Raw genomic sequence first — 17,602 nt, 5'->3', positions numbered from 1 at the left:
TTCGTGAAAATCATTGGATTGCGGTATCTTTCGGGCTCTAATCTTTTTTAGCTCATTTCTATTATCAAAACATCAATGCAGTTCGTAAAAAAAACACTCCTTCTTTGTGCTTTCTGCGGAACGGCCTTTGCCCAGCAGAAATTCGAGAACTACGCGCAAGCCATTTCGGGAAGTAACATTAAATACGATATGGTTGCCATCAAAGGTGGCGATTTTATGATGGGTAGTCCTGCCAAAGAAAAAGACCGTAAAGAAGACGAAGGTCCTCAGCACAAAGTAAAAATTGAGCCTTTTTGGATGGGTAAGTACGAAATTCCTTGGGATTTCTATGATCTTTTTACCACCAAAAATATCGAAATTGAAATGGCAAAACGTTTTCCTGACCCAGAAAACAGCCTGCCCAAAACCGATGGAAGTACGCGCCCAAGTGCTGCTTACGTTGATATGTCATTTGGAATGGGGCGCGGCGGCGGTTATCCCGCTGTCAACATGACCCAATACGCAGCGATTTATTTTTGCAAATGGCTTTACGAAAAAACAGGGGTGTTTTACCGCCTTCCTACCGAAGCCGAATGGGAATACGCTTGCCGTGCGGGTACCACTACAGCCTACTCGTTTGGGGATGACCAAAAACTACTAGATGAATACGCTTGGTACAAAGCCAACAGCGGAGGTGGGTACAAAAAAACGGGTACAAAAAAGCCTAATCCATGGGGACTGCACGACATGCACGGAAACGTGATGGAGTGGACACTCGACCAATACGCCAAAGATTATTATGCCAAAAAAGCGGGCGGCCAAGCCAAGGAAGCGTTTTTGAAAGTAACCGAATTGTATCCAACGTCGGTTCGGGGTGGTTCGTGGGATGATGATGCAAGTGTGTGCCGCAGTGCCACCCGCATCCCGTCGGTTCCTGATTGGAAAATTATTGACCCGCAAAGTCCAAAAAGTGAGTGGTGGATGACCAGCGCTTCATTCGTTGGTTTTCGCGTAGTGCGTCCCGTTAAAACTCCTTCAAAAGAAGAAATCGCCGCTTACTACAACCCGCCTTTGATTGAGGACTATTAATAAGTATTTGACCTTCAACATAAAAATTACCCGTAGATTCATTCTTTACGGGTAGTTTTTGCTTTTTGGCCCCTTTAATAGGCTGATAGACACATTGATTTTAGGTCGCTAAATCAACGACATCCACAATTTCCAACTTAAACTCTTTTCTAAAAATGGAAACTAATCGCCGAGAGTTTCTCAAATCGTCTAGTTTATTAACAGGAGGTGCTTTATTAAGTAGCCTACCTTTTGCTTCATACGGATTTCATTCGTCAAATGATGATACCATCAAAATCGCCCTTGTTGGTTGTGGTGGTCGCGGAACGGGTGCAGCTGCCCAAGCCCTTAGCACCAAACAAAATGTAAAAATCGTAGCCATGGCAGATGCGTTCCAAGATCGCTTGGACGACGCATACACCGCCTTGACCAAACGCAAATACAAAGATGATGCTGGGGCAGAGATTGATGTTAAATCAAAAATTGATGTACCAAAAGAGCGGATGTTTGTGGGCTTTGACGGTTACAAACAGGCTATCGCCTTGGCAGATGTGGTCATTTTAGCCACGCCTCCAGGTTTCCGTCCAATGCACTTTGAAGAAGCCATTCGCCAAAATAAGCACGTATTTATGGAAAAACCTGTGGCTACCGACGCGCCAGGTATTCGTAAAGTACTTGCAGTGGCTGAAGAAGCAAAACGCAAAAAATTGAACGTAGTAGTTGGGCTTCAACGTCACTATCAACGCAATTACCGTGAAGCAATGAACCGCATTCACGACGGAAAAATTGGCGATATCGTCGGTGGAAGTGTGTATTGGGTTTCGGGTGGCGTATGGAATCACCCTCGCAAACCGAATCAAACTGAAATGGAATACCAAATGCGTAACTGGTACTATTTCAACTGGTTGTGTGGCGACCACATTACCGAGCAACACGTTCACAACATCGACGTAGCGAACTGGGCAAAACAAGGCTATCCTGTATCGGCCCAAGGTACGGGTGGGCGACAAATCCGTAACGGAAAAGAATTTGGTGAAATTTTCGACCACCATATCGTGGACTTCACTTACGCTGACGGAACGCTCATCAACAGCCAATGCCGCCACTATGAAGGAACATTTAGTAAAGTAGATGAGCAGTTTTTGGGCACCACAGGCCGCATCGACAGCTTCAATGGCAACAACACGGTTTTGAAGTCATACCAAGGCGGAAAAGTCATTTATGCCCACGAAGGCAAAGGCGACCGTAACCCATATCAAGTAGAGCACGATGAGCTTTTTGCCGCCATTGCCAAAGGTGAATACAAATTTGCCGATGCCGAAAACGGAGCAAAAAGCACCCTTACTTCCATCATGGGTCGTATGGCTACGTATTCTGGTAAGTTGGTAAAATGGGAAGAAGCCCTCAACTCAAACATTAGCCTTTTCCCTGACCAAATTGCGTGGGATGCCAAACCAAAAATCTTACCACTTGCTGATGGGTTCTATCCTGTTGCAGTTCCTGGTAAAACCATTGCCGTTTAATCAGGCTTCGTCCTAAAATAATTTTCCCCGTCACCTTTGCAAATTTGCTTGGTTGACGGGGAATTTTTCATTGTAGGGTAATTGACGCTGTGCTTTTATTCTTGTTTCAGTACCTTAATCACTTTATTAGGCATGTCAGGATGCGACGTTTGAAGTAGGTACGTACCTTTTGTCAACTGTAACGGTGTCAGTTCCAATTCGGCCTCAAGTCCCTGCCAACGAACCTGCGACACTGGCATCATAAATCCTCCAAGGCTTACAATTGAAAACGTGGTCAATTGTGGCTTGTAGGTATCAGGCAAGATCATTTTTAAGACCGACACAAACGGGTTCGGATACGCACTCCATACTTCCGCTACCTCTACTTCTTCCTCGCCTATTCTGGCATTACCAGCTATCAGCGTAAATGTAATCGTTGCTTCCCCAATTACCTTATTGGCCTTAATCGCTTTTGCTGTTAGTTTATAAGTTCCCAGCTCGGCACTAAAACCACCATTGTCATCAAACAATCCATAAGGAGCAGCTGCGTCTGAAAAAGTTTGGGTCTCAGCACCTGTCATGTTAAACTCAATGCGATCCACCGCCTGACTTGATTCCGCAAAAATATTCACAAAAGTTGCTATGGATTGAACAGAAGAAAGTGAAATCCTGTCCCCATCACGCAGGGTACGAATAAACCTTCTTGATGAAGAACCTCCTGCTTTGTACAGGCTAAAAACAAGATTGGCAGTCATAGCTGTCCTTTCACTCACTTTGATGACAAAAAACTCGTCAACGATCGCTCCTTGGTTATCTATGGCACGAACCGTCACTGTATAATTACCCGCAGTTGTTGGTGTTCCTACGATACTCCCCCCTTGGAATGACAAGCCTGGAGGCAAGTTGCGTACCAAAAGACCAAACAAAATGCCGTCAGGATCACGGAAGCCATTCAAGTCAATGTTCAGTGAAAAAGCTTCCCCAACGACGGCTTCTTGGTCGGGGATTTGGGTAACGATTACTGGTGGAATATTTCCATTACTCAACGTTACCCACAACGTGAGGGTTGTTTCTCCAAATGCGCCCAAGCCATCATAGCCTCGCACCACAATTTTATACTCGCCCGCTACGCTTGATGTTCCCACGATTGCCCCATTGGCATACACAAATCCAGATGGCAGGTTACTTACTTCTAACCGAACTGTTCCACCCTCAGGGTCACGGAAAAGCCCTTGCGGCAATGTATATGAAAACGGATTACCCACCACCACCCGTTGGGTTGGCAAAGTTGTAGTCGCTACTGGTGGTAAGTTTGAGGAAATACTTCTAACGGATAACTGAAAGGACGTTTCAACCGAGGCATTTTCATTGTCAATTCCCCGCACAGTCACTTTATAATCACCCGCTGTTACCGCTTTCCCCGAAAGTTTGTTGTTGGCATACGTAATTCCTTGCGGCAAATTTTGCACCAACACCCTTACAATATATCCATCATTATCACGGAAAATGTTAGGTGTAATTTCGTACTCATAAGCTTGTTGCACGACCGTCACTTGGTCAGGAATCGTGGTTACAACAATAGGACTTTGATTGACAGAGAAGACTTTTAATAAAAATTGGGTTTTGACCGAAGCATTTTCATTGTCAAATGCTTCTACTGTCACCGTAAAACTCCCTGCTACCTTTGGGGCTCCGCTGATTACGCCACTATTTGCCACCATTCCCGATGGTAGTCCAGTTACAGCAATTCTTGAAATTTGTCCGTCTTTGTCTTGAAAAGTACTGGTTGGAATGATAAAGATAAAATTACGGTTGATAGTGGCTTGTTGCTCAGTAATTTTTGTCACTACGATAGGTGCTTGATTGACCCGCTGATTTGCCACTACAAAATTAATGGTCGTTCGACCTACACCATTGGCAGGGATGATTGAAGTTGAATTATAAGCTTCAAGTACCAGTTGATAATTTCCCAGCTTTAGGGTTGTTCCTCCATCATCCCCAAATAACGCAAACGGAACATCTGTTTCGGTACGGGTCTGATTAACTGGCCCTGTCAGTTTCATAACCACTGCTTTGGCTGACGCATCTGGTGTAGATATAAAATTTGTAGGGAAGTTGAGGTCATTAAAGTTAAGGGTATCTCTATCTTTTACATTACGTAAAAATGTACGATTCAGATAATTACCCGCTTTAAACAAAGCCAATGTAGAAGGTTTTTGGGCAACTACTTTAAGATTGAACGTTGTGCTGGTTGAAGCGTCGTACAAATCGGTTGCCGTAACCGTAATTTTATACGTACCCACCGTCAGCGAATTACCACGAATCGTGTTTTTGTCAAAATAAAAACCAGTGGGTAGGCCGCTCACCGCGTACGATTCAATGCTGCCATCGGGGTCTTGAAATGCGCCTTCGGGTATGGTGTAGGTAGCATCAAAACCAGCGGTAATGGTATAGTCTGCGAGTGCGGTTTTTACCACAGGGGGCTGATTTACTTCTGGTTCGCCCAGTAAGTCCTCCACCAATTGAATTTCGACTGGACCGCTTACGCGTTTTTCTTCCCAACGATTGTTATAACCTGGAATACCGTAGCTCCCAGTTCTTACCAATTCTGACAGTTTAACCACCATTTTTTGTTTATTCACAATGGGGGTCATGGGTTTAGATAACCAGTTGGTCGCTACACTTTTAATCATGGGGGCAAACCAATTTAAGTCAGCCGTATTGTTGATTACGACGTTGACCAGCTTACATCCACGTTCAAAATGTTGACCTAGCATTTGCTCCATGCCAAACTGCGACAAATCGGGTTCACGAAACGCTTCGTTCATAATCCACTTATCACCCATGCTTCCGCGCAACACGTCCGCACTAAAATAGTGATTGTAAAATTGAGAATCATTGATTTTAGTACCGTCAACGTTACGAGCTAAATCCTTGAAAGCCAATGTTCCACGACGAAAACTTAGTCCATCGTGGACTGATCCAAAATCATTGATAACCTTATAATTAGCATTCACTCCTTTGACGGTGCTGCTTACCCCGTCCAAAAAGTTTTTTAGAAGTGTATGTCGATAAATGTACCAATCAGACCAACGTTTGTTTTCTGGATGGTTGTAGTCGGTTGTAATTGGTTGAATATCACCAATCGCACTGTAGTCAGATTTCCAAGCATCATTAATTCCTTTTAGAGTGCCATATTTAGCCGCCAACCAGCTTTGATAACCCGTAAGCATTGTGGGCGTATAATCATACAACGATAAGTAAGGATCACCATAGCCTATGTTGCCATTAGGAATATACCCTTCGTAGTGGTAGCCCGCTTCTTGGGTAGTAGTTGTTGTAGCGGCAACGCACAAAACGCGCCCTTCTTGCAAATACGAAACATATCTTTGGCTTACTTCTTTAACAAAACCGAGGGCTTTGGTGACAGAAGGCTGGTGCGCCATGCTAAAAATCTCTTTAAACACGCGGCCCTGTTGGTCTTTAGAGGCTTCGCTTTCGGTCCAAAAGCCTTCGTTTCGATTACAGCAGCGTGCCAAGTGAATCCGAAAGAAAATCTTCAATCCTAGCTCTTTACACAACTTCACTTGGTTATCGAATTGCCCCCAGTTGGCCGTACTCGACGCTTGGGGGTAAACAACATCCCAGCGTACCGTAATCATGGCGGCGTTACAACCTTGCTTGGCGGCTTCGCGTATGACATTAAGGCCATGTTCGTCTCCTTCGGTAGTATTCAATAAAGCAACGCAGAGGTAGCGTTGATTATCATCTGCGACATAATGGTGCGGTTGAGGTGAAGTGAATGGGTCAGAATTAATCTTTGCGCTGGTTTTTAAAGAAACCACCCATGCCAGTACACACAAAATTCTTGCTACACGTATAATCATTTGGGACATGTTTTTGATAAAGGGGTAATCTGATATACCTGTATCAAAAACCGTGCAAAAAAGCACCCTATAGGGCTATTATAGCACTTTTTTTTATAAACAACCTCTCTTTAAACCGATTAATATTGGGATACAAACCGCTTTGATACCCGCCCATTGACAAATTTGCTTATGGCATGATTTTTGAGGAATGAGGTTATTTCAAACTTTCTTCTCTTTACAGATAATCTCAATGATTACTGCTTTAGACGTAGGTGTCATACTTTGGTCAGCATAACTATTGATGGGTACGAGGGTGTTTGCCTCTGGAAAGTAAGTCGCAACGCAACGCTCAGGCAATGAGTACGGTACAACGACAAAGTTAGGGGCTGTTCTGGTTACGCCACCGTGATAATTGAATAAATCTACCCTTTCGCCAGCTACTAACCCTGCTTTTTGGATGTCATTTTGGTTCATTAGGATAACGCGCCGTTCGTTGAAAATTCCACGGTAACGGTCATCTAGCCCATAGACTGTTGTGTTAAATTGATCATGACTCCTGATGGTCATCATCAAATATTCGGTATTACTTAACACAATTGGGCTATACCTATTTATTGAAAACATGGCCTTCTGGCTCACGGTTTTAAACTCTCCTTGGCGAGGGCCATTAGGCAAGTAAAATCCGCCTAATTGACGCACGCGTTGATTATAATTTTCAAAACCTGGAATCGTGCGCTCAATCGCTTCCCGTGTATGGTCATAGTGTTGTACCAAATAATCCCAATTTACTTTTGAGGTATTGCCCAAGGTAGCCTTTGCCAATCGTCGAACAATGTCAGGTTCGCTCAACAAATGTGCCGAGACGGGCGCTAGTTTACCCATGGATTTATGCACGACACCCATCGAATTTTCGACACTTACAAACTGAGGCTCACCTTCTTGCAAGTCTTTGTCTGTACGTCCCAAGCAGGGCAGAATAAATGCTTCCTCACCCGTCACCAAATGACTACGATTGAGTTTTGTAGATACGTGCGCGGTAATCTGACACTTGCGGAGGGCTTGAGCGGTAAAAGACGTATCGGGTGTCGCCGAAAGGAAGTTTCCTCCCATGGCAAAAAACACGCCTACTTTTTCTTCGTGCATTGCCTTAATGGCCTCCACGGTGTTATAGCCGTGTTTGCGAGGAGGGTCAAACCCAAACGTTGCTTGTATTTTATCTAAAAATGCTTGCGGAGGAGCTTCCCAGATTCCCATCGTGCGGTCGCCTTGCACATTGCTATGACCCCGAACAGGACAAGTGCCTGCGCCAGGTTTCCCAATCGACCCTTTTACTAAAAGTATATTTACCAGCTCACGAATGGTATCTACGGCGTTTTTGTGCTGCGTCAGCCCCATCGCCCAGCACCCAATGATGTTTTGGGACGATTTTATCAATTCCGCCGCCTCTTCCACTTCCTTGACATGTAGGCTACTATCACGTATCAGTTGTTCAAAATCATGTTTTTCAAGGTCTTCCAGCAGTGCCTCAATACCCTGCGTTTTTTCACGAATAAACGGCCAATCAAACACCTCACCCGTCGTTTTTTCGGCCTTGTACAAGTACTTTAAAAATGCCTTAAACAACGGAACATCCCCATTGATACGTACTTGTAAGTACTGGTCGGCCAAGGCCGTTTTTTCGCCCAATAACCCTCCTACCGTTTGCGGATTACTAAAAGCGACCAACCCCGTTTCTTTCAGCGGATTAATGGCCAAAATTTTTGCCCCATTTTTCTTGGCTTTTTCCAAAGCCGACAACATTCGAGGGTGGTTTGTTGCTGGGTTTTGGCCCGCAATAATTATTAAATCTGCTTTGTAAAAATCATCCAATTTTACCGATCCTTTTCCTATCCCTAAAGTCTCGTTGAGGGCTACCCCGCTCGACTCGTGACACATATTGGAACAATCTGGAAAGTTGTTGGTACCAAATTCCCTGACAAAAAGTTGGTACAAAAACGCTGCTTCATTGCTCGTCCGCCCTGAGGTATAAAAAACAGCATCATCGGGAGAAGCAAGGCTTTTTAGGTGCGTGCCAATTTTCAAAAAAAGCTCGTCCCACGAAATGGCTTGATAATGGGTCGCGCCTTTGGGCTTGAACAGTGGTTCGGCCAAACGACCTTGTTGACCTAATTCGTAATCGGTCCACGTCCCCAATTCTTCAATCGAATGTTTGGCAAAAAAATCGGCCGTCAAGCGTTTGGTTGTAGCTTCATCCGCAACGGCTTTTGCACCATTTTCGCAGTACTCCCCTATCCGCGAACGCTCATCGTCGGGGTCGGGCCAAGCACAACTTGGGCAATCAAAACCGTCTTTTTGATTGAGGTTCAACAAGGCTTTTACGCCCCGCCCCACGTCCATCGCGCCAAACACATGACGCATTGCGCTTGTTACGGCAGGAAGTCCTACGGCCACTTCTTTGGGTGCTTCGAGCGAAAGCCCCGTTAGTTTTTCGGGGGTAAGTTCTACGGGATGGGGCGTTTTTTTCATCTTTTTGCCAATAAAAAACGGTATGACTTTCCTTAAAAAGCCATACCGTCGTAGTTGGTTACTTTATCTAAAGAGGTAAATTCTGTAGAAAATTATCCTACCGAACCTTCCAAGCTGATTTCTAACAATTTCTGGGCTTCTACCGCAAACTCCATTGGAAGTTGGTTTAAAACCTCTTTCACGTAGCCGTTGACAATCAACGCCACGGCTTGTTCGGTTGGAATACCGCGTTGGTTACAATAAAACAACTGGTCTTCGCCAATTTTTGAGGTCGTTGCTTCGTGCTCTACCGTCGCGCTTGAGTTTTTCACTTCAATGTACGGGAAGGTATGCGCACCGCAAGTATCACCCAACAACAACGAGTCACATTGTGAGAAATTGCGCGCGTTCTCGGCACGCTTGAATACCTCTACAAGACCACGGTAGGAGTTTTGGCTTTTTCCTGCTGATATACCTTTTGATACAATACGGCTTTTGGTATTTTTTCCAATGTGTATCATTTTGGTACCAGTATCAGCTTCTTGCATGTTGTTGGTCACCGCCACCGAGTAAAACTCTCCAATTGAGTTATCACCTTTTAAGATAACCGAAGGGTATTTCCACGTAATGGCCGAGCCTGTTTCTACCTGCGTCCAAGAGATTTTAGAGTTAGCGCCTTCGCAAAGACCACGCTTTGTTACGAAGTTATAAATCCCACCTTTACCGTCTTTATCTCCTGGGTACCAGTTCTGAACGGTACTGTATTTTACTTCGGCTTTTTCGTGCGCAATGATTTCTACCACCGCCGCGTGCAACTGATTTTCGTCGCGCATAGGGGCCGTACAGCCTTCCAAGTAGCTCACGTACGAACCTTCGTCGGCAATGATAAGCGTACGTTCAAACTGCCCCGTTCCTGCCGCGTTGATACGGAAATAGGTCGAAAGTTCCATGGGGCAACGCACGCCTTTGGGGATATAGCAAAACGAGCCATCCGAGAAAACGGCAGCGTTGAGCGCTGAATAAAAGTTATCTTTGGCAGGTACTACCGAGCCTAAGTACTTACGAACCAAGTCAGGATGCTCTTTGATGGCTTCGCTGATAGAACAGAAAATAATTCCTTGTTTTTTTAGCTCACCTTTAAAGGTTGTAGTAACCGAAATTGAGTCGATAACGGCATCGACAGCCACGCCCGACAGGCGTTTTTGCTCGTTGAGCGAAATGCCCAAACGCTCAAAAGTACGACGCAACTCAGGGTCGATTTCGTCGAGTGAGTTGACCGTTTTTTTCTGTTTTGGGGCCGAGTAATATTTAATGACTTGGAAGTCGATGGGAGGGTAATGAACGTTTGGCCATTTGGGTTCTACCATGGTTTGCCACACGCGGAACGCCTTCAAACGCCATTCGGTCATCCATTCGGGTTCTTCTTTTTTTGCTGAAATCCAACGAACTGTGTCTTCGGAAAGTCCTGGCTCCGCTTCTTCGGCTTCAATATCCGTCACGAAACCATATTTGTATTCCGAATTGGTTATTTCTTCTAACAATTCAACTTCTTTGCTCATCGCGTATAGATATGCGTTTATTCTAAATTTCCAACAAAAAACGGGAGAGTAATGTTCTATTTTGGGCGCAAATATATTTAAAAAAAATCTAAATAAGAACAGATAGGGCGATTCCCAACCCTCAGAGCTACCGCCACTTGTCCTGCCCAAGCCGAAAAAACAACTCTTTTTTTTCGCCTCCATTCCAACCTTCCATGCACCATCCACGTCATTTCACTGATTTCCGAGGCCTTGGATTCACCATTATTCATTTAAAAAACGAAAAAAAACAGCAATGAAAGTAGTATCAGTAGCCCCCGTCAAAAACGTTATTTGGGCCTTTGGAACCGTTCTCGCCATGGGATTGAGCAGTTGTAACACCGAAAACGAAACGCCGAACCCCAACCCAACCTTCACCACCGACTTCAACAAAGGAGCGGATAGTTGGACGGCTGGTTTGGTCGATTACAACGAACAGCAAGAGGGAATCATGGAGTTTAGTTCTAAGATTGCGGCATTGCCGACGGACACCCTCAAAAAATCAATGATGATTCAGAGTCACAACCGCAGCGACGATGCCTTTATGTATTTGAGCCGTAAGTTGACGGGATTGACGCCCAACCAAACCTATAAAATCGGGTTTGAGGTAGAATTGGCCTCTAAATATCCCCAAAACAGCGTTGGCATCGGCGGTTCACCTGGCGGATCTGTGTATTTAAAAGCAGGCGCTTCGGGCACAGAGCCCCAACGCGCCAAAGACAACACGGGACAGTGGAAGCTCAACTGGGACAAAGGCGCACAAAGTGAAGGTGGTAAGGACGCCGTACTCCTTGGCACGATTGGCATTGAAGGTGAGGATGTGAAATACCAAATCATCAAACGTACCAACAGCCAAACGCCCTTCTCAGCCAAGACCAACGACAAAGGCGAGCTTTGGCTCATCGTAGGCACCGATTCGGGTTTTGAGGGATTGACCACCTTGTATTATACCCAAATCAAGGCGTCGTTGACGAAGCAGTAACATTTTATAAAGTACCAAAATAACAAAATAGCACGGGCAAAAAGCTCGTGCTATTTTGTTTCTGTATGCCCCACCCCCTCCCCTTTTTACCCATTTTCAGTTCGCCAATTTTACCGAAAAAAAAATTCGTTAGGATAGTTGGGGGTTTGAATTTATGTTTTTTAATTTGTGAACGCTCAGTAAACGAAGTATCAAAATGAAGGACAAGCGGGTGGCGAAACGTGGCTGTGGGTGGAAGTTTGTTTGAGAGATGAAACAAGCTCATGCAAAGCGGAGATAGGTGACGTAACAAACGGTTGCAAATATTTAATAACGATAGAGTGGTGTCTATCCACTCATTGTATGCCATTTTAAGAAACGACACAATCAACAAAGAACGTGAAAATAAAAAGTGCAAAATCTTTCCGTTTTTGGTACAAAACCAAAGTTAAGGAAATTGAAAAATATAGCCCAAGCCACAACGAAAACTTTGTTGGCACATATCACACTGAGAACGGAAAGAAGATTAAGGGCTTTTTTGAGATGTATCACGGAGATAAGCCTGATATTGCAAGTTATTTGCCTTCAATTCTCAAAATTGCAGAAGACGGACAAGCCATTTATGAGTTTCTACAAAACGCAGTAGATTGTAACTCAACGCATTTTTATATTTTCTACAACGAAAAATACTTTTTGGCGATTAACAACGGAGAACCTTTTGATATTGAAGGCTTACAATCTGTTCTAAATATTGCCCAAACTACTAAAAAAAGTTGTGATAAAATTGGCAGGTTTGGTATTGGTTTCAAATTGGTTCATAGGTTAGTTGGTAAAAACGAAGGTGTTAGCGAACTTGTAAACCAATACAAGGGTCCCATTCTTTTTAGTTGGTCAAAATTACAAGACTTGCAAGGGCTAATGGAAAAACAACATCTTGAACCACTTTTACCAAACAAAGAAAACTACCAAGAGTTTATAAATGCACCTTATTTGCTAAAACTTATTCTTACCAACTTTCCAGCAGAGCCTAACGAAACAGTAAAAGATTTACACTATAAAGATAGAGTTGTATTTAGCCAAGAAGAACTAAATGAATTGATAGACTTTCTAAATGATAGTTTTCAGCGACACGCAGAAAATATCAAAATGAATGTATTGAAACAAGGTAGTATTTTCTTTTTACGCTTGGGCGAAGGTAAAAAAGAAATGTTAGACAGAGATTATGAAGATTTGGAACAAGGTGTTCAGTATTCAATGAATACCTTAAAACGCCTACAAAAAGTTTATATCAACAGCGAAGACATCGGAAAGCAAACCCTTGAATTAGAAGAATTTGAAATCGCCAAAAATTCTAAGGAATTTACTTTGATAAACCCTGAATATAAGGAGTGTAATATCAAAGTTTCATTTGGATATTATCGCAACTATAAACAAAGTGAAAAAATAAAGACTTCGCCTAATTTCTATAAATATTTTCCAATGGGTGATGAAACTAACGGTTTTGGTTTTATTATTCATTGCGACAGTTTTAGTAATGAAGCAAATCGTAGAAAATTACAAAAAGACAGCATAAACAAAAACCTACTTCCCGTTATTTCAAATTTCATTATATCAAGACTTAATGAATACAAAGCAAATAATAGAGAGCAATTTTTGCGTTTGTATGCTTGTTTACTCTTGTCTGATGTGCCTGATAAACAGAATAATGAATGGTTAAAACCCATTTTTTATGAAGATTTATTAGATTACTTGTGTGCCAACATTCCAACTAAAAATAATCAATTTTCAGAAGAACCTGAAAACGTGAAAATCAACAAGTTAAAGTTAAATCTTAACTTATCTGATTTTGGGTTAGAGCATATTCAATGGTTTGAATGGGAAAGTGATAACGATTTTGACTTGACTTTACAAGCCATTGACAGCAATAAATTAGGGCTTGAAAGTTGGGATATTCGTGATATTGTTGAAAATGCAGACCTTGATTGTATTAACGAATGGATAGAAAGCCAAAATGTAGAGCAGTACAACTTATTTTTGAATGAAATTGAAAAAAGTGATTTGCGTAAAGCCACTAAAAATAGGCTTTGCGAAATCAAACTTTTTAAGTTTTCAGATGACTGTTTATATTCTGCAAACGAGTTAAAAACAACAGATGGTTTAATTTTTAACTTCACGAAGACGATAAAAATTAAGTCAGAACTTGAAAAATTAGGCTTTGTAACTTCCGAACTTGACATTTCTAAGTACGAAAATATTTTTTCTGCACTTTCTGTAAAATTGCCAACAGACAAAAATTTGTACGAAAGCATTGCGAGCAAGTGCGAAGACAACGAATTAAGTCCCAAAGAAAAGCAAAAATTTTTCCTAAACTTTGTTCAAGAAAACACCAAATTTGACAATATTGCAGAAGGAACATTACGGAATTTGGCTTTATTTTGCGACAATGAAAATGAAGTAAAACCACTTTCTGAACTAGTAGACAGTGCTTTACCTGCACCTACTTGGATAAATCCATTCAAAATTAAAGCAGATGAAAATTTTGCAGGTTTGAAAAAGTACTTGATTTCTGAAAAAGAATTGTATCAAGAAATCATTTTTCCAAATTGGGATAGCATTATTTCAGAAGTTACAAACATCATAGAATTTTACCAAAAAGTAAAGTTTTATTATGACGAAGACGATAAAAACACACCTTTGAAAAAGAAAGCCTTTATTTTTATAAACGAAGATGAAAGGTTTGTTACAGCAAGTGATGTTTTCTATAACTCTAAATTTTCACAGATAAACAGTTACTCAGATTTTCAAAACGCAATTTTTAATCTTACTGATACACAAATACCACAAAAACAGGTTTTTAATTATTTGAAAGAAGCACCTTTTGAAGTTAAAAACTCTAATTTGTTAGATTTAAGCATTAACGACAATACAGAACTAAGCCTTGATGAAGTAAAAGCAGTTTTGGCATTTTGCAAAAGCAACAATGAAAACTTTTTTCAGAAGTGCACCATTGAAAAGCAAGGTAAAACGTATTACATTTCGTCTAAAACCAAGGACATTTTTCAGGTTTTCCCAAGTAAAGAAGTAAGAACATTCATAGAAAATAATCTTTCTGATACATTTAAAATGTTGCCCTATGAACTTGACGAATCCAAAGAAGATAGTGGAGTTTTATATCGTGAACCTTTTTATAATCAACTCATAGAAAGCGTTGATGTTGATGATTACAAAACTAAATTGATTGATATCGTTGCTTATGACGAGCCAAAACGTAAATTCTTGTTAGAATTGTCGGAAATACGTTTTGTTGCAGGCGAACAATACGATAAGGAAAGTTTTGAATACAAAATATTGAATTTTGCTTGTGATAGCAAAATTCTTAAAGAAGCAGACTATTCAAAATTTAGAGAAAAAATCGTCATTGAAACAACCGAGCAAGATTTAACACTTGCAGAAATTCCACCATTTGCAGACAAAATAAAAATTGAAGATTACGAATTGAGTCTTGCCAAAATTTTACCTAATACCTACCAAAACAGTAATTTTTTGAGTGAGTTGCTTAAACTGTTTATTGACTTAGGGCTTTCAAAAGATAGGATAAATCTACTTTTCAATATTAGTCAAGAACCTGAACCAGAAAGTATTTTTTGCTTACTTGCAGAAGGCGAAAAATTATTGAACAACGAACATCAATTAGCATTTTTATTACTTTACAATCAACATATTGAAGAAGTTGAGTTGAATAAATTTGAAGTTGAAACTTTGTGGGGAAACGTTAGTGTAGAATATAAGTTTTTTATTTTGGATAAACCATTTTTAGATAAAAGCATTGTTCTACATCAAAAATATAAGAGCCTTGGTAATTTGTTAGAACTTCCTATAAGTTACAATAATGATTTATGGATTGCAAAAGAACCTTACTTTTCTGAAAGTACTTTTATATGTCCATATTTGAGTACTGAAATGCTAGAAGAACAAAAACTAAGTTTAGTTGAGTTTTTATTTAACCAATGGAATAAAAAAGATAAGAAAACAGTTATTCAGAATATTGATTGGACAAATATAGACGAAACTGAAACAAAAAAGCTATTAGGGTTTAATCCAAAATATTCTGTTTATCCTTCTGAATTTGTCTTAGAAATTGAAGAATTACCTGAGTATTTTCAAGAGTGGATTAACAACGATAACACTAAGATTAGTTTTATATCAGATTTAGGTGTTTTTACAGAAAAATCCATTTTGGTTTCTTTGCGTAAATCATTCCTCAATCAAGGTAATTTTAACAAGTCAAAAATTGCACAGGATAGTCGCCTTGCAGACGAAAAAATGCTTTTCAATACTTTTGAATGGATAAAATCAAAAGAACTTGAATTGAATAGCAAAGAAGAATTTGAAGTATTGGAAGAAATGGTAAGAGTTATCAACTCAAACCGAACCAAAGGGCAAGAGTTGGTTATTCAAAATGAATATAATTTTGAACTTTTGGAAATTGAAGCAATAGAATGGGAAACACCCTATTACGAGAATTGGAAAGAAGAATTAGGAGATAAATTTAGTATTTATCTTTTTGAAGGTGCTTTGCCCAAAATTATCAAACTTGATGAAATAACGGACTATGTTTTTTATCGTTTTAATCAAGACGATATTGTAATCAACGAAAGTAACAGCATTTTTATCAATCGAAACGCAGATATAAAAAAGGCTTTGAGTTCGTTAATTGCGGGAGAAAATGACTTTTCAACGGAAGATTTGTTGTTATTGTACCAAACCAAAGAAACAGTACAGACAGAAAATGACGAAGTTGCAGAACTGAAGAGCGAAGTGGATAGGTTACGACAAGTTATAGAAAGCCTTACACGAGTTTCAGGCAGAGATAACAATGATGCTACAACAAAAACAGATGACTATTTTACAGAGATTAAGGAGAAAAGCGAAGAATATCTCTTTAATATTTTGAAAAAAAGTTATCATTCTCAAATAGTGAAGTGGTTAAACTACAACGAAGACACAGAACAATTTGAAGAAAGTTGGAAAAATCACGACTTTGAAATTCTGAATAAAAACGGAACTGTTTTGCATTACATTGATTGTAAAGGGACACCACAACAAAAAAGGACTTTCTACTTGACAAGTAATGAATGGGAGTTTTTCCTTGATTGTGTTCAGAACGGAAAAAGTTATCAAATTTACCGAATTTTCAACGTAGAAAGTAATCCAAATTCTGTTCATATAGACAATCTTTGGGAGTGGATAGAAACAGGAAAAGTAGTTCCTTATTTATCAGCAACGGAAACGATAAAAGGCGGTAGAGTGTTTCTAACTTTAACGTAACTACTTGATAACGAACAAAAACGGCATACAACATTGCATTTGTGGCAAGGCAGGCAGACGTGCTAAATTGAACTTTGTTGCTTTCTATTGACTTTTGTGCGTGTGGAAACGATAGTGCTACTAATCCCGCCCTGCACAAATGCTTTTCCGCTGATGGTAATGCTAATTAACAACATGGAAGAACAATCAGATAAACACAAAAACTTAATGCGGTTATACTTTTTTACCCTGCCATTGCTGATTTACATGACTGGTTGCAAATCAGATAATGTAAGTCAAAAAGTAAATATTGAACTTTTGCAAGATGGCTCAATCAGTATGGGCAGTGTGTATTGGAAATATGAATCTCATAAATACGGGCAGTTTGGAAATCCGACCGAATCAAAAGACTTTACAGGAAGCATTTCAACTGAACGCTTTTTTACTAGCCCAAACTCCTTAAGAATTAGTCGGCAACATATTACAGAAACTGATAGAAGTGCATATTGGTGTGCTAACCGCTAATTATTGGACACGTAAATGATAGAAAGTTAGAGACTTCAAGCACAGATTTTTGTCTTATTTTGAGTTAAATTTTTCATGTCAATGTTATGTTTGAGCAAATACTTGTAAGGGCTTTGAAAGTTGATTCCTCCATGTATTCTCTCGAAATTATAAAAACTTCTAAATTCCTCCAATGTTTCTCGAGCTTGCTTCAAATCGTCAAATTCAAACCTCTGACATACAGAGCTTTCCATGATGGAATGGTAGGCTTCGATGTGCGCATCTTGTTGGGGTGTTGCAGGTTTTGTGAATTCTTGTTTGACTTGTTTA

General features: G+C 40.6%; 9 protein-coding genes. 5 read left to right on the top strand and 4 right to left on the bottom strand.

Going from position 1 to position 17,602, the window contains the following annotated elements; translation table 11 throughout:
- Positions 1-75: 75 nt before the first annotated feature.
- Both K339_RS0127620 and K339_RS0127615 read left to right on the top strand, forming a co-directional pair.
- Positions 76-1,068, top strand: a complete 993-nt coding sequence (locus tag K339_RS0127620; RefSeq protein WP_051398297.1) for a formylglycine-generating enzyme family protein — start codon at positions 76-78, stop codon at positions 1,066-1,068.
- Between the two features lie 155 nt (positions 1,069-1,223).
- Positions 1,224-2,570: a Gfo/Idh/MocA family protein gene (locus tag K339_RS0127615; RefSeq protein ID WP_028526490.1), complete on the top strand. Its 1,347-nt coding sequence runs from the start codon at positions 1,224-1,226 to the stop codon at positions 2,568-2,570.
- Positions 2,571-2,665: 95 nt separating this feature from the next.
- Here K339_RS0127615 and K339_RS0127610 read toward each other — a convergent pair whose 3' ends face one another.
- From K339_RS0127610 to sufB, 3 genes are all read right to left on the bottom strand, one after another.
- The gene (locus K339_RS0127610; protein WP_169731905.1) at positions 2,666-6,436 is read right to left on the bottom strand and encodes a putative Ig domain-containing protein; all 3,771 of its coding nucleotides are present in this window, start codon (positions 6,434-6,436) and stop codon (positions 2,666-2,668) included.
- Positions 6,437-6,637: 201 nt separating this feature from the next.
- Entirely contained in the window at positions 6,638-8,944 is a 2,307-nt protein-coding gene (locus K339_RS0127605) for an FdhF/YdeP family oxidoreductase (protein ID WP_028526488.1), read from the bottom strand.
- Positions 8,945-9,036: 92 nt separating this feature from the next.
- Positions 9,037-10,482 (bottom strand): Fe-S cluster assembly protein SufB, encoded by a 1,446-nt coding sequence (sufB, locus tag K339_RS0127600; protein ID WP_028526487.1) that lies wholly within the window; start codon positions 10,480-10,482, stop codon positions 9,037-9,039.
- A gap of 274 nt (positions 10,483-10,756) precedes the next feature.
- Between sufB and K339_RS0127590 the strand changes: the two genes are divergently transcribed.
- From K339_RS0127590 to K339_RS0127575, 3 genes are all read left to right on the top strand, one after another.
- Entirely contained in the window at positions 10,757-11,482 is a 726-nt protein-coding gene (locus tag K339_RS0127590) for a hypothetical protein (RefSeq protein WP_157607763.1), read from the top strand.
- A gap of 378 nt (positions 11,483-11,860) precedes the next feature.
- Complete coding sequence (locus K339_RS0127580; protein ID WP_028526484.1) at positions 11,861-16,789, top strand: protein NO VEIN domain-containing protein; 4,929 nt, start codon at positions 11,861-11,863, stop codon at positions 16,787-16,789.
- Between the two features lie 174 nt (positions 16,790-16,963).
- Positions 16,964-17,293 (top strand): hypothetical protein, encoded by a 330-nt coding sequence (locus K339_RS0127575; protein ID WP_157607762.1) that lies wholly within the window; start codon positions 16,964-16,966, stop codon positions 17,291-17,293.
- A gap of 35 nt (positions 17,294-17,328) precedes the next feature.
- Here the strand turns inward: K339_RS0127575 and K339_RS35040 are convergent.
- A partial coding sequence (locus K339_RS35040; protein WP_037302067.1) for an integrase core domain-containing protein occupies positions 17,329-17,602 on the bottom strand: 274 nt, incomplete at its 5' end.

Source organism: Runella limosa DSM 17973 (genome assembly GCF_000482465.1).
GTDB lineage: Bacteria > Bacteroidota > Bacteroidia > Cytophagales > Spirosomataceae > Runella > Runella limosa.
This window is presented reverse-complemented; position numbering and strand designations above follow the sequence as displayed.

Bases quoted from the DNA above. Each gene is read 5' to 3' on its own strand.
- K339_RS0127615 (WP_028526490.1), top strand. From the start codon at position 1,224: ATGGAAACTAATCGCCGAGAGTTTCTCAAATCGTCTAGTTTATTAACA.
- K339_RS0127610 (WP_169731905.1), bottom strand. From the start codon at position 6,436: ATGATTATACGTGTAGCAAGAATTTTGTGTGTACTGGCATGGGTGGTT.
- K339_RS0127605 (WP_028526488.1), bottom strand. From the start codon at position 8,944: ATGAAAAAAACGCCCCATCCCGTAGAACTTACCCCCGAAAAACTAACG.
- K339_RS0127590 (WP_157607763.1), top strand. From the start codon at position 10,757: ATGAAAGTAGTATCAGTAGCCCCCGTCAAAAACGTTATTTGGGCCTTT.
- K339_RS0127620 (WP_051398297.1), top strand. From the start codon at position 76: ATGCAGTTCGTAAAAAAAACACTCCTTCTTTGTGCTTTCTGCGGAACG.
- sufB (WP_028526487.1), bottom strand. From the start codon at position 10,482: ATGAGCAAAGAAGTTGAATTGTTAGAAGAAATAACCAATTCGGAATAC.
- K339_RS0127575 (WP_157607762.1), top strand. From the start codon at position 16,964: ATGGAAGAACAATCAGATAAACACAAAAACTTAATGCGGTTATACTTT.